Annotated in this window: 18 protein-coding genes; 14 read left to right on the forward strand and 4 right to left on the reverse strand. The window is 39.1% G+C overall.

Annotated elements, in window-relative coordinates:
* Window positions 1-17 precede the first annotated feature (17 nt).
* From ctaD to V5M37_RS08770, 5 genes are all read left to right on the forward strand, one after another.
* On the forward strand, window positions 18-1,892 hold the full coding sequence (gene ctaD / locus V5M37_RS08750; RefSeq protein ID WP_423801612.1) for a cytochrome c oxidase subunit I: 1,875 nt from the start codon (window positions 18-20) through the stop codon (window positions 1,890-1,892).
* Window positions 1,892-2,518: a cytochrome c oxidase subunit 3 gene (locus tag V5M37_RS08755; protein ID WP_423801613.1), complete on the forward strand. Its 627-nt coding sequence runs from the start codon at window positions 1,892-1,894 to the stop codon at window positions 2,516-2,518. Before ctaD ends, V5M37_RS08755 begins: the two co-directional genes overlap by 1 nt.
* Window positions 2,519-2,522: 4 nt before the next feature.
* Complete coding sequence (gene ctaF, locus V5M37_RS08760) at window positions 2,523-2,858, forward strand: cytochrome c oxidase subunit IVB (protein ID WP_423801614.1); 336 nt, start codon at window positions 2,523-2,525, stop codon at window positions 2,856-2,858.
* Window positions 2,859-3,001: 143 nt separating this feature from the next.
* The gene (gene ctaG / locus V5M37_RS08765) at window positions 3,002-3,907 is read left to right on the forward strand and encodes a cytochrome c oxidase assembly factor CtaG (protein WP_423801615.1); all 906 of its coding nucleotides are present in this window, start codon (window positions 3,002-3,004) and stop codon (window positions 3,905-3,907) included.
* A gap of 97 nt (window positions 3,908-4,004) precedes the next feature.
* Window positions 4,005-4,469, forward strand: coding sequence for a DUF420 domain-containing protein (locus V5M37_RS08770; protein ID WP_423801616.1), 465 nt, complete (start codon window positions 4,005-4,007; stop codon window positions 4,467-4,469).
* 45 nt (window positions 4,470-4,514) lie between these two features.
* Here the strand turns inward: V5M37_RS08770 and V5M37_RS08775 are convergent, their stop codons facing one another.
* Window positions 4,515-4,874, reverse strand: coding sequence for a YugN family protein (locus V5M37_RS08775; RefSeq protein WP_423801617.1), 360 nt, complete (start codon window positions 4,872-4,874; stop codon window positions 4,515-4,517).
* Between the two features lie 179 nt (window positions 4,875-5,053).
* Here V5M37_RS08775 and V5M37_RS08780 point away from each other — a divergent pair, with 179 nt between their 5' ends.
* Together V5M37_RS08780 and V5M37_RS08785 are read left to right on the forward strand one after the other, a co-directional pair.
* Complete coding sequence (locus V5M37_RS08780) at window positions 5,054-5,488, forward strand: CBS domain-containing protein (RefSeq protein WP_423801618.1); 435 nt, start codon at window positions 5,054-5,056, stop codon at window positions 5,486-5,488.
* Window positions 5,489-5,691: 203 nt separating this feature from the next.
* Window positions 5,692-6,735, forward strand: a complete 1,044-nt coding sequence (locus V5M37_RS08785) for a CAP domain-containing protein (RefSeq protein WP_423802591.1) — start codon at window positions 5,692-5,694, stop codon at window positions 6,733-6,735.
* A gap of 53 nt (window positions 6,736-6,788) precedes the next feature.
* On the opposite strand, the gene V5M37_RS08790 is transcribed toward V5M37_RS08785, so the two are convergent.
* Window positions 6,789-7,160: a hypothetical protein gene (locus tag V5M37_RS08790; RefSeq protein WP_423801619.1), complete on the reverse strand. Its 372-nt coding sequence runs from the start codon at window positions 7,158-7,160 to the stop codon at window positions 6,789-6,791.
* Window positions 7,161-7,172: 12 nt separating this feature from the next.
* The gene (locus tag V5M37_RS08795) at window positions 7,173-7,655 is read right to left on the reverse strand and encodes a PaaI family thioesterase (protein ID WP_423801620.1); all 483 of its coding nucleotides are present in this window, start codon (window positions 7,653-7,655) and stop codon (window positions 7,173-7,175) included.
* Between the two features lie 149 nt (window positions 7,656-7,804).
* Here V5M37_RS08795 and V5M37_RS08800 point away from each other — a divergent pair, with 149 nt between their 5' ends.
* From V5M37_RS08800 to coaD, 7 genes are all read left to right on the forward strand, one after another.
* Window positions 7,805-8,212: a YlbD family protein gene (locus V5M37_RS08800; protein ID WP_423801621.1), complete on the forward strand. Its 408-nt coding sequence runs from the start codon at window positions 7,805-7,807 to the stop codon at window positions 8,210-8,212.
* A gap of 16 nt (window positions 8,213-8,228) precedes the next feature.
* Window positions 8,229-8,468 (forward strand): YlbE-like family protein, encoded by a 240-nt coding sequence (locus tag V5M37_RS08805; protein ID WP_423801622.1) that lies wholly within the window; start codon window positions 8,229-8,231, stop codon window positions 8,466-8,468.
* 93 nt (window positions 8,469-8,561) lie between these two features.
* Window positions 8,562-8,924: a hypothetical protein gene (locus V5M37_RS08810; protein WP_213140860.1), complete on the forward strand. Its 363-nt coding sequence runs from the start codon at window positions 8,562-8,564 to the stop codon at window positions 8,922-8,924.
* Window positions 8,925-8,987: 63 nt separating this feature from the next.
* Window positions 8,988-9,425, forward strand: coding sequence for a YlbF family regulator (locus V5M37_RS08815; protein ID WP_213140859.1), 438 nt, complete (start codon window positions 8,988-8,990; stop codon window positions 9,423-9,425).
* A 99-nt stretch (window positions 9,426-9,524) separates the two neighbouring features.
* Window positions 9,525-9,800: a YlbG family protein gene (locus V5M37_RS08820; protein ID WP_213116444.1), complete on the forward strand. Its 276-nt coding sequence runs from the start codon at window positions 9,525-9,527 to the stop codon at window positions 9,798-9,800.
* A 366-nt stretch (window positions 9,801-10,166) separates the two neighbouring features.
* Window positions 10,167-10,727 carry a 16S rRNA (guanine(966)-N(2))-methyltransferase RsmD gene (gene rsmD / locus V5M37_RS08825; protein WP_423801623.1) on the forward strand — a complete coding sequence of 187 codons (561 nt, stop codon included), beginning with the start codon at window positions 10,167-10,169 and terminating at the stop codon, window positions 10,725-10,727.
* A gap of 12 nt (window positions 10,728-10,739) precedes the next feature.
* Window positions 10,740-11,219 (forward strand): pantetheine-phosphate adenylyltransferase, encoded by a 480-nt coding sequence (gene coaD, locus V5M37_RS08830; protein ID WP_213140857.1) that lies wholly within the window; start codon window positions 10,740-10,742, stop codon window positions 11,217-11,219.
* Between the two features lie 17 nt (window positions 11,220-11,236).
* Here the strand turns inward: coaD and ylbJ are convergent, their stop codons facing one another.
* Window positions 11,237-12,457, reverse strand: a complete 1,221-nt coding sequence (ylbJ, locus tag V5M37_RS08835) for a sporulation integral membrane protein YlbJ (protein ID WP_423801624.1) — start codon at window positions 12,455-12,457, stop codon at window positions 11,237-11,239.
* Window positions 12,458-12,564: the final 107 nt, after the last annotated feature.

Consider the following 12,564-nt stretch of genomic DNA (forward strand, 5'->3'; position numbering starts at 1 on the left):
GAAAGGGAGGTAAAAACGTGAGTACCTATGCTCAAAAAAAGGGATTTGGTGCAACTTTATGGGACTTTTTAACAACAGTTGACCATAAAAAAATCGCCATCCTATATCTGATTGCAGGTGGATTTTTCTTCTTAGTTGGCGGTATTGAAGCTGTCTTTATCCGTATCCAGCTTGCAGTTCCTAACAATGATTTTGTAAGCGCCGGGGCATTTAATGAAATCATTACAATGCACGGAACAACAATGATTTTCTTAGCTGCCATGCCGCTTGTGTTCGCGTTCATGAATGCCGTTATGCCACTCCAGATAGGAGCGCGTGACGTAGCTTTTCCTTATGTGAACGCATTAGGATTTTGGTTGTTCTTCTTTGGCGGAATTTTTCTAAACCTTTCTTGGTTCTTAGGAGGAGCTCCAGATGCTGGTTGGACTTCTTATGCATCTCTTGCTATTCACTCCAAAGGACATGGTGTTGATTTCTATGTTCTAGGTTTACAGATTTCAGGTTTAGGTACTTTGATTGGTGGTATTAACTTCCTTGTAACCATCATTAACATGCGTGCACCTGGAATGACCTATATGCGGATGCCGTTGTTTACTTGGACTACATTTGTAACGTCAGCACTTATTCTTTTTGCATTCCCTCCATTAACAGTGGGATTAGTATTAATGATGTTTGACCGTCTATTTGGAGCTAATTTCTTTGAAGTCGCTCAAGGTGGTAATACCGTAATTTGGGAACACTTATTCTGGATCTTTGGTCACCCAGAAGTATATATCTTGATCTTGCCAGCTTTCGGTATTTTCTCGGAAATCTTTGCAATGTTCTCAAGAAAACGTTTATTTGGTTACTCATCCATGGTTTTCGCAACAGTGTTAATCGGTTTCTTAGGATTCATGGTTTGGGCACACCATATGTTTACAACTGGTCTTGGCCCAGTTGCAAATGCTATCTTCGCTGTAGCGACAATGGCAATTGGGGTACCGACAGGTATTAAAATCTTTAACTGGCTGTTCACAATGTGGGGTGGTAGTGTTAAATTCACAACACCAATGCATTATGCGTTTGCGTTTATCCCTACATTCGTTATGGGTGGGGTAACCGGGGTTATGCTGGCTTCTGCAGCCGCTGACTATCAATATCATGACACATATTTCGTTGTTGCCCACTTCCACTACGTTATTGTTGGTGGTGTAGTATTAGCGCTTTTAGCGGGTACACATCTTTATTGGCCTAAGATGTTTGGAACAATGTTAAATGAAACAATGGGAAAGATTACGTTCTGGACTTTCTTCATTGGCTTCCATATGACATTCTTTATCCAGCACTTCCTTGGTCTATGGGGGATGCCGCGCCGCGTATTTACCTATCTGCCAGGGCAGGGCTTTGAAACTTCAAACATGATCAGTTCCATTGGAGCTGCCTTCATGTCTGTCGGTGTTATTGTGTTATTGATTAACATCATTGTTACATCTGTAAAAAATGTTAGAGTTGGAAATGACCCATGGGGTGATGGTCGTACATTAGAATGGTCTATTCCATCTCCACCGCCGTTCTATAACTTTAAGCAGCTTCCACTTGTCCGTGGCTTGGATGCTTACTGGTTAGAGAAAATGGAAGGTAAGACAGAAATGACACCTGCTGAACCGCTTGGTGATATTCATATGCCAAACGCTTCCTTCTTGCCATTTACAACATCGCTTGGTCTTTTCATCGCCGCTTTCGGTGCTATGTACCATGTGGATGATAAGGGATGGGCATTGCCAGTCTTGTTTATTGGTCTGCTCGTAACATTTGGTTCCATGTTATTACGCTCTGTTAAAGATGACCATGGTTTCCATATTCATAAAGAAGAATTAATGAACGATGATGATAATAAGGGGGTTAAGGCATAATGCACGCTGAAGAAAAATTAACTTATGAAACTTGGCCTGCAGAGCCGGAGAAATCAACCCTTGAAGCGAAAAATAAATTTTTAGGTTTTTGGTTATTCTTAGGGGGAGAGACTGTGCTATTCGCCTCTCTCTTCGCCACTTACCTTTCGTTAAAGGATAAAGTGCCAAATACCTCTCAGCCTCTGGCAAAGGATTTATTTGAACTTCCGTTGACCTTCGTGGCAACGATGCTGTTATTAACAAGCTCATTAACAAGTGTTTACGCTATTTACCAAATGAAAAACTTTGCCTTCAAAAAAATGATGGTGTGGTTAGGTCTTACTGTCCTATTAGGACTTGGGTTCTTAGGACTTGAAGTTTATGAGTTCACACATTATGTTCATGAAGGGCATAAATTTACAAGCAGTGCTTTTGGATCGGCTTTCTACACACTTGTTGGCTTCCACGGAGCTCACGTCGCTTTCGGATTAGCTTGGTGCTTATCGTTAATGTTACGTAATGCAAAACGCGGCTTAGACTTATACAACGCGCCAAAATTCTATGTATTTAGTTTGTATTGGCACTTTATTGATGTTGTATGGGTATTCATCTTTACTATTGTATATTTAATGGGAATGGTGGGATAAACTGATGGCAAATCAACAATTAAATTCAGGTAACCCAAGAGTTGACCTTGAATATCGCCGCCGTAAAAGTGCGGAAGAGATGAGATATCAAGTCATTTCATTTGCTTTGATGATTTTCTTAACATTGATTGCCTTTGCTGCTGTAGCTGCTAAAGGATTTACAGCGTGGTTTACTATACCATTTATCGTTCTTTTAGCGTTCGTGCAAGTGGTTTTCCAATTGTTTTATTTTATGCATATGAGTCATAAAGGCCATGAGGCTCCAACTTTATTCCTGTTTTCAGGCTTATTTGTTGGCTTGGTTATGATTTGGGCATTTTCTACCATTATTTGGTGGTAGGAGTTAAAAAGAAAATCGGCTAAAAGCCGATTTTCTTTTTTAGTAAATGGAAAACATATGCAGCATCATTTCTTTGCCTATCCCAAAAGCCAAGGGTATAATAAAGTTGATGATTCTTTAACTATTTTAGAGGTGATATTGCAGTGCTTACCTTGGATATATTTGGTTTTCAAGCGCTATGGAGCCCGTATTTTTTATTGATTATGATTGTTTTGACAGGAGGATTTTTTCTTCTAACCACAAGATTTAGACACCGTTTCCAGGACAGTGAGCCCTTAACATGGCAGCAAGGGTCTTTATTTCTTACCTCAATGATTCTTTTGTATGCTATTAAAGGATCTCCATTGGACTTAATGGCCCATTTGATGTTTTATATTCATATGATTCAGATGGCTGCACTGGTCTTGATTGTTCCGCCTTTATTCATTTTGGGTGTACCTGCATGGCTGTGGAGAGCGGTTTTACGCATCGGAGTTTTTAACTCTCTCTTTAAGTTTTTCACTAGACCGCTTATGGCTCTAATAATCTTTAACGGGTTATTTTCGTTTTACCATGTTCCTATCATTTTTGATCATGTCATGCAAAATATTTGGCTGCATGCAGGCTATTCGATTCTATTGTTTGTCGTGGCCATTTTTATGTGGTGGCCATTAATTAATCAGCTTCCTGAGCATCAAACCCTAAGCGGTTTAAAAAAGGTTGGGTATATTTTTGCGGATGGCATTCTTTTAACACCGGCCTGCGCATTGATTATCTTTGCTGACACACCTATTTATGCTACCTATTCTGATCCGCATGTATGGGGCAACGTGATGAGCTTGTGTGTGGGTACCGCTAATTTTAACAGCTTAAATTTAAGCGGTCCTGAGCTGTTTAGTTCGATGTCCTTAATCCACGACCAACAGCTTGGCGGAGTATTAATGAAGATTATGCAGGAAATCATTTATGGGGTAATCCTTTTCCGCGTCTTTTTTGAATGGTATCGTAAGGACCAAGCAGAAACCGAGCGCGATTTAAATCCAAAATTAAATCCATCGCTTATTAAATAGAGGCTGTCCGAATGACAACCTCTTTTTCTTTTGGTTGAAGTTTAGGAAGGTTTACTCTACTATAAGAGGAGAATAAACAAAAAGAGAGGATTTATGCATGGATTCGATACCAATTTTACCCACGATTAGTACCACTTTTATCGTTTTAAGCGGGATTACAGTTGCCATCGGCTGGTGGCAAATTAAACAAAGAAAATTGGAAGCACACAAACGGACTATGTTTTTTGCAGGGATTTTTGCTCTTATTTTCTTTATTATTTATGCATCTAGAACTATATTCATCGGGAACACATCCTTTGGTGGACCGGATAATATCAAAATATTCTACACTGTATTTTTGATTTTTCATATTACCTTGGCCACGTTAGGAGCAGTCTTGGGGATAATGTCTCTTATTTCAGGATATAAAAATAAACTCACCTTCCATCGCCGTCTTGGCCCCTTTACCAGCATCGTCTGGTTTTTTTCAGCCGCTACCGGAGTAGTGGTCTACCTGCTCTTATACGTATTTTACCGAGGCGGAGAAACAACTTCCATGATTAAAGCGATTTTAGGTTTTTAAGATCAAAAAAGCCGCATGATTAACATTCATGCGGCTTTTTGTGCGTTATACAGCAAATTTGCTGATTTCATTTTTAACATCTTCGATAATTTTTTTGCATTGATTTACAAGTGATGCAGGGAAGTTTTCACCTTCACCGTATTCAACACCGTGTGGGTAATAATGTTTTCCCAACAGAGGAGTCATCAATTGAACCACAGCTTTGAAGGTATCTACATCGCCTTCAACAGAATAGCCTTGGATCCGAAGGTAAAATACTCCCTCTCTTAGTTCAAACTTTTTGTCGTATGTAACGCGTTCATAATCCCATTGTCCTGCGCGCACTAAACCATGCTGATGCATTACGTCATCAAGCCGGTTTATGTCTGCTTTGAATTCCTCAATACCAGTATTTTCGAATTTCATAAATAAATCCCTCCTAGAAACGCTTGCCTGTATTCATTATTTGGTAATAAAGCAAGATTAATTCAATTTAATAATAGATGAAATTTCTGTAACTTGCAACGAAATCATTTAGCGAATAAATCCATTATGGCTGGATATTCTAATTTACGAAAAGAGCTATAAATTTTGGAGGCGATTTTATGGAAAAAATCCGTGATATTATGACTGATGAGGTAGACTGCTGTACTCTATTAGATAATATCTATGAAGTAGCCGTTAAAATGAAAGAATTAAATGTAGGGGCTATTCCTATTGTCGATAAAGAAAAAATTGTTGGTATGATTACTGATCGTGATATTGTCATTAGAGGCGTGGCAGAAAAGCATCCTGGCTCATCCAAAGTGGAGGAAATCATGAGCAATGACCTGATTACTGTTTCTCCAGAGGCTTCTACTAGAGAGGCGGCAAAATTGATGGCACAGCATCAAATTCGTCGTTTGCCCGTTGTAGAGGATGAGAAGTTGATTGGTATTGTATCACTTGGTGATTTTGCAATCCGTGAACTAACTGATGATCAAGCAAGGCAGGCCTTGACACAAATTTCTGAACAAAATTATAATAGTGCGCAGCATTAAGATAGTAATTTATTATAGGACAAATATTTCTAAACAGGCGCCCCGGTGCCTGTTTTCTTTTTTAATTAAGCATTTTCAGACATTTTAGGAAAACGGGTATTACTTAAAAAGATATAAATGCTATAATTATTCTAACAGTACATATAATGGTAGAAATAGTAATAGAGAGGGTGTAGCCTCTGAAGACGCTTTTACGAATTTTGGTGCTTTCTGCGGTAATCGTCACAATTGGCTTTTATGTTGGCATAAATGAAAAGAATCAGGATAAGGTTTTAATAAAGAAAGACAGCACCTCAGAAATGGAACAAACTTATCAGCAAAATCCCAATTCGCAATCAAACAATAAATTGAAAAAACCTGAAGAAGGTTTGGCTTTATTGATAGGCAAAAATGCTGCGGACATTGTCAAAGAACTAGGGGAACCACAGCGAATTGATGAGACTCCATACGGTTATCAATGGTATATTTATAACTTGGACTTTAAACGTTATGTTCAAGTTGGGATTGAAAATAGTCATGTGGCAACGATTTTCGTCCTTGGTGAAAATTTGAATATATCCCCTTTTGAGATCGGGCAGCCGGTTGAAGAAATATTTAATACGCAATTTTTCGAAACGAATATCAATATCGATTTGAATGGGAATAACTATCGGTTTGAATTAAATGACACAGATTTAAACCTGCGACCAATCATTCAGCTGGGTGATATTTTTTTTCAGCTTTATATTGATAAATTCAAGGGTACTCTTTCAAGCGTACGCATTTTAAATGCTGAGACGTTTATCAAGCAGCGCCCTTATGAGCTCGTCTATCGCGGTGAATTAATCGAACAGCCTCTGCCTGACGAAGAAATGTGGGAAAAGATTGAAACAGGGGCAGAACAAGAAATTTTTGATATTTCAAATGTGTTAAGGCAAAGGTACAAATTGGATCCATTAAAATGGGACGATAGTACGGCTGAAGTAGCATTTGGTCATAGTAAGGATATGGCATTGAATAATGATTTTTCACATACATCTAAAAAATTTGGCAGTCTTGCCGATCGATTAAATAAAGCTGAGGTTGCCTATAAAACGGCTGGTGAGAATATCGCCGCCAATTATACGGACGGGCCTGCTGCGGTTGAAGGGTGGCTGAACAGCAAGGGCCACAGGGATTCGTTATTAAATAAGGAATTCACCCATCTTGGTGTTGGTGTATATCAAAAATATTATACGCAAAACTTTATCCAAAAAACAGAACAATAAAAGGGAGAAGAAGCAGGGTCCTGCACTTTCTCCCTTTATTATTTCTTATAAAATTAGCCGTTCGGAGTTTTCGAATCATATCGGTTAAATAAAAACGTATTTCCTTCCCAGCTCCCATATAGACGAATGAAATGGCCTGGTGTAAATAAGCATTTTTCCATGTTTTTCGTAACAGGAGTCATTCTTTTGGCAGTGACTATTTTTGCATCAGTTTGAAGTTTTATTGTCTGAACCAAAAGATAACGGTGATAATAATAGCGTTCCTTGCTTTCGTCGATGCTTTTAATTTCACCTGTTAATATTGCTTCTTCCCTTACATTCCCTGCAGCAAGCCATTTTTCATCGTGCTCTTTCATCTCTTTTTTAGTCAGCAGGTAGAAATAAAAACAAATAATCGGGATAAGAATGGCTGTAACCATTATCATTAAAACCCCTTCTTATTTATTTATGATAAAAAATGTGCCGGTGGCATAGGCTATTTTTTTGCCGTCATTTCGGTAGGCGGTGCCTGAGACGACGATTGTTTTTGTGCCATGATGAATGATGTCAGCCTTGCAGCTTAATGTGTCCCCAATTCCAGGGGCAATATAGTGGATATTAAGCTGATTAGTTACGGCACCCAAACCTTCTGGCAAAACATAGTTTGCTAATGAACCCATAGCAGTATCCAAAACTGTGGCTGTAATTCCGCCATGAACAATGTCTAAATTATTATGAATGATTGGATTAATGGGGATGGTAATTTCACACGTGTTTTTGTCCATTTTTCTATCCATATGGAGAAGATGGCCAATATAGGTATCACTGTTCTTATCAATCTTTTGCTGAACCCCTCGTAATAGGGAAGCGAGACTTTCCAAGTCTGTTTCCGAGCCATTCTCGATACAATCTTCTAAAAGATGCCTTAACTCTTGTTTCATTTTTTTACCTCTTTCTTTTTTGCTTTTCTTTGACCATCTTACCACTTGTGTGCCTAATAATAAATGTTTTAAACCTAATTCGCCGTTTCACATTTCTTCTGGTTTATCATACTTTATTATTGGAATGAATAGGGGCAGAGGTGAGGATAATGACGCAAAAGAAATTGCACCCATCCGTTGAAAAATTTAAAGAATTTGTTAAAAATAATCCAAAAATTATTAAGGAGGTCCGCAAAGGAAACGCCACCTGGCAGGAATTATACGAGGACTGGTACTTATTAGGGGAAGAAGACCAGCGTTGGGAGAAAATTGGTTCAGATGGTGAAGCTGCGGAGGTAAAAGATGAGAAAGAAGCCAAAGGGGACTTAATGTCCAATGTGATGGGAATTTTCAAAAAAATGGATCCCAATCAAATGCAGTCCCATCTACAGAATATCAGTCAGGCGATTGGCGCCATCCAAGGCCTTGTTTCCCAATTTCAAGGCGGTAATGCACCAAATAATCCTGTAAAACCTCCTGAAGGGCCAAAACATCCATTTTCATTTAGACAAGACTAATTAAAGGGTGGGGGATATGCGCAAGGAAATTTTAGAATATGTGGAAGGACAAAAGGATTTAAAACGATTTATTCGGGAGCAGCCACTTTGGTATCGAAAACTGTCAAGAAATCCTTATGATATTCAATCGCTAGAAATTGCAGCATTACACTATTACAAAAAAACCATTCCAGACCAAGTGGAGAAATTCACAAATGGAGTGCAAATGGCTTCAATGATGTACTCCATGTTCCAAGCCATGAAAAACCAAAATTAACAAAGGGCACACAAATTTGGGTGTGGCCTTTTTTGTTTGGATTAAAAGATATTGAGAAGGCGAACAATACAAACATGAGAAGGAGTGATATTGGTGAAAAAACATATCCTCATTGGTTTTATTTTGTTCTGGTCCTTAGGCGCCTTAATACTTCACGAAGCAAAGGCAATCTCAAGCGAAATACCTGAGCTGATTGTTCAACATGAAACAAAAGGAAATCAAGTGCTGGTAGAATGCATTTTAACGGGAATTAGTTTTAGAGAGACAGAGGATTCAAAACAAAAAACGGGTAAAATTGTCATTTGGGTAGACGGACTGAAAAAATCCGAAGCCTCCTCGGCGGTATTCATTATCAAGGATCTTTCTCCAGGGAACCACCAGGTAAAGCTGGATGTGGTTGATTTAAAAAATAATTCCTACGGTTTGAAAAAGGAGTTTATAGTAAATATCCCCTAATTAAATGGATTTTTTCGCTTTCAGGAGGAATTCATGATAAAATGTCAGTGGAGGTGAGCGTACATGCTTGCTACATCAGAAAGAGTTGAATTACTGGACTACGCAGAACAACTGGCAAAAATGGTTCTCGAATCTGACATTGTTGAAAATTATCGGATTTGTTTATATAAAATGCAAAGCAGCCCTGAAACGCAGCAAAAGATACAGCGTTTTGCGAAGCTTAAAGACCTTTATGAAGAGGTGCAAAGGTTTGGTAAGTACCATCCTGATTATAAAAACGTGATGACTCAAATTCGTCAATATAAACGGGAAATGGACTTGGACGCAAACGTAGCTGAATTTAAATTGGCGGAAAATGATTTGCAAAGCCTTTTGGATGAAATCAGTCTCCACGTTGGTCGATCCGTCTCCGAGCATATAAAAGTCCCGACCGGCAACCCGTTTTTTGATAAAGGTCATTCAAGCGGCTGCGGTGGCGGAGGAAGCTGTGGCTGCAGTTAAAAAAATGAGCATGTGAGCTAAAGGGGTAAGGATTGAAATAAAACCTTTTCATGTGCTAGACTTATTTAAAAAGAAGCCTGCAATGAAGGGGAAAAAATTATGTTTGTTCAAAGACAAGGATTAGTTGTTTGGCTGTATTCACTAAAACAGGCCAAAATGCTCAGACGTTTTGGAAATGTCCATTATGTTTCAAAAAAGCTAAAATATGTTGTGGTTTACTGTAACCAGGACGACGCAGAGGAAATTATAGAAAAGCTCCAATCCTTTTCGTTCGTGAAAAAAGTAGAGCCTTCATACAAGCCCTTTTTAAAAATGGAATACGAAAATTCAGCACCTGACAAGGCAAAAGAATATGACTATAAAATGGGGATATAAAAAGGTGAGAATCATCTCATCTTTTTTTTGCCCTAAAAAGAAAAAAACCCTGCAAAAATTTTGCAGGGTCCTTCTAAATCCTGATATAGGACAGAAGGCAAAGGGAGAGGAGAAACCGGAGGAAGAACTTATGGGGAAACGTAAGTCTTCTCCGCGGTTGGCAACAACATCCTCGAATTGATGTTGTTACTTACATTATTTCCACAACCCAAAACCTTATACGTCGAAATTTAAAATTTCCTTTTTTCGCAAATTTTTTATAAAATATAAGAAAGAAAAAACTAATGTGACAAATTTGTTTATATTTTGCAGCCTATGGTAGGATGTAAAAAAACGTGATTTTGGATAAAATGTGGTGGTGAACACGTGAGAGTAGTTTCTGGTATCTGTAAAGGCCGTCCTCTTAAAGCTGTCCCTGGTAATACAACAAGACCGACAACTGACAAGGTGAAGGAAGCCCTATTTAATATGATTGGCCCTTATTTTGACGGGGGTACCGGGCTTGACCTCTTTGCCGGGAGCGGAGGATTAGGTTTGGAAGGACTGAGCAGAGGCTTGGATAAAGTGATCTTTATCGACAGGGATGCCAAAGCAATTCAGACAATCCAAGACAATATCAGCGCATGCAGGTTTGATGACAAAACTGAGGTATTCAGGAATGATGCAGACAGGGCACTAAAGGCTTTAATTAAACGAGAAATTATGTTTGACTATATTTTCTTGGATCCGCCGTACAAGCTTCAAGAGCTGGTCCGGTTAATGGAAAAAATGGATAAAGCAAATGTGGTCAAAGACCAAGGAATTATTGTCTGTGAACATAGTTTCGATGTCGATTTACCTCCCTCTGTTGGGCGGTTCTCGCAGATAAAACACGAGAAATACGGGATTATTGCTATAACAATATATTTAAAATCTAATGGGGAATAAGGGGGAGTCAAGTTGGCAAGTATAGCCGTTTGTCCGGGGAGTTTTGATCCAATTACATATGGCCATTTAGATATCATCCGCAGAGGGGCTAAGGTTTTCGATAAGGTTTATGTTGTGGTATTAAATAATGTCTCAAAAAATCCGCTCTTTACTGTTGAGGAAAGGCTTGACCTGATAAAGGAAGTTACAATGGACATCCCTAACGTGGCTGTCGATCAATTTTCCGGGCTGCTTGTCGATTATGCCAAGAGTGTGAACGCAAATGCAATCCTTCGGGGCCTTAGGGCTGTTTCCGATTTTGAATATGAAATGCAGATTACCTCGATGAATAGGTTTTTAAACGATCATGTGGAAACCTTTTTTATGATGACCAATAATCAATATTCCTTCTTGAGCTCCAGCATCGTGAAGGAAGCAGCAAAGTACAAAGGGGATATATCAGGGCTTGTTCCGCCCCCAGTCCAAAAAGAATTGCAAAAAAAATACAGATAAAAAAAAGAGCTAATTTTTTAGCTCTTTTTTATATTACTTTCTTTTAGCCTGATAAATAAGATTAGTACATATAATGATAGGGAGCAAATCGTGATGAGTGGGCCGGTTTCCAGCATTTTATGATAAAAATCCTTTGTCCATATTCCATCTCCAAATACAGGCAGGGCTCCTGCAGGCTGATTATGGCCTTGGAAGCGCACATAAATGGGATTCCATAATAGGAGCGTAAAGAGACCGGCAAAAATGCCTTGGAAGATTCGTGCAATAAAGAATGGCCGAAAGCGGATGTCAGTCTGGGCTAGGATACTAGCCACCTGTGCTTGGACACTAAAACCGCTGAAGGCCAAAATAAAACTTGTTATGATCGCTTTCTGGAGCAGTATGGCATCTTCCACTCTGCTGGTCAAATCGCTGCCAAGAGTGATTTCAAACAGTCCGGAAATAAACGGTATGCTTAACATTTCTGAAAATCTAAAAACTGAAAAAATCATTTCCACGAATTTTGCCAGCGCAGCCGTTATATGTAGATGGTAAAGAAGTTGATTAATCACAGAAAATAGGATGATAAAACCGCCGACCATCAATAAGGTTTGAATCGATGAGGTAACAGCATCGCCGAGAAGCTTTCCAATCGGGCGGTTATCCTTCAGCCTTGTTTGGTGCAAAGCTGATAAGGCTTCCCGAATCTTGAATTTTTTGTCGTTTTTCGCTTTATTAGGCGACTCCTTACCGTGGAAACGCATCATAATGCCAACACATATGTTGCCCAAATAGTGTGCAACGGCCAAGAGAATGCCTAATTGGGTATTGTGAAAAAAACCCACCGCTACTGCTCCAAAGATGAATAAGGGATTAGAGGAATTGGTGAAAGAGACGAGTCTCTCAGCTTCAATTCGCGTTATGTGTCCTTCTTGCCGCATTCTTGCGGTAAATTTTGCACCTGCCGGGAAGCCTGAGGCCATTCCCATGGCCCAAACAAAGCCTCCAACACCAGGAACTTTGAAAAGCGGTCGCATAAGTGGTTCAAGAAGAACCCCTATGAACTTGACCACTCCAAACCCGATTAACATTTCTGATACAATAAAAAAAGGCAGGAGGGAAGGGAATACTATTTCCCACCACATATTTAGGCCACGGATAGAGCCTTCAAATGATTCTTTTGGATAGAAAATAAGTGACGCTGCTAAAACGATGCCGGAGATGGCTAAAGCAAGCGTTTTGAGCTTTGACCGAAACATCAAAGAGTTCTCCTTCCTTGTGAAACTGCATGTCCTCATATAAAATAAATATACTCATAGAATGTTGTTTTAGACCATAAGATTGAACGTGATTTATTAGATGTATA

The sequence above is a fragment of the Neobacillus sp. SAB-20_R2A genome (assembly GCF_049568635.1).
Lineage (GTDB): Bacteria > Bacillota > Bacilli > Bacillales > Cytobacillaceae > Neobacillus > Neobacillus citreus.

Bases quoted from the DNA above. Each gene is read 5' to 3' on its own strand.
- V5M37_RS08800 (WP_423801621.1), top strand. From the start codon at position 7,805: ATGACGCAAAAGAAATTGCACCCATCCGTTGAAAAATTTAAAGAATTT.
- V5M37_RS08780 (WP_423801618.1), top strand. From the start codon at position 5,054: ATGGAAAAAATCCGTGATATTATGACTGATGAGGTAGACTGCTGTACT.
- ylbJ (WP_423801624.1), bottom strand. From the start codon at position 12,457: ATGTTTCGGTCAAAGCTCAAAACGCTTGCTTTAGCCATCTCCGGCATC.
- V5M37_RS08775 (WP_423801617.1), bottom strand. From the start codon at position 4,874: ATGAAATTCGAAAATACTGGTATTGAGGAATTCAAAGCAGACATAAAC.
- V5M37_RS08820 (WP_213116444.1), top strand. From the start codon at position 9,525: ATGTTTGTTCAAAGACAAGGATTAGTTGTTTGGCTGTATTCACTAAAA.
- V5M37_RS08805 (WP_423801622.1), top strand. From the start codon at position 8,229: ATGCGCAAGGAAATTTTAGAATATGTGGAAGGACAAAAGGATTTAAAA.
- V5M37_RS08770 (WP_423801616.1), top strand. From the start codon at position 4,005: ATGGATTCGATACCAATTTTACCCACGATTAGTACCACTTTTATCGTT.
- V5M37_RS08755 (WP_423801613.1), top strand. From the start codon at position 1,892: ATGCACGCTGAAGAAAAATTAACTTATGAAACTTGGCCTGCAGAGCCG.
- ctaF (WP_423801614.1), top strand. From the start codon at position 2,523: ATGGCAAATCAACAATTAAATTCAGGTAACCCAAGAGTTGACCTTGAA.
- V5M37_RS08790 (WP_423801619.1), bottom strand. From the start codon at position 7,160: ATGATAATGGTTACAGCCATTCTTATCCCGATTATTTGTTTTTATTTC.
- V5M37_RS08795 (WP_423801620.1), bottom strand. From the start codon at position 7,655: ATGAAACAAGAGTTAAGGCATCTTTTAGAAGATTGTATCGAGAATGGC.
- V5M37_RS08815 (WP_213140859.1), top strand. From the start codon at position 8,988: ATGCTTGCTACATCAGAAAGAGTTGAATTACTGGACTACGCAGAACAA.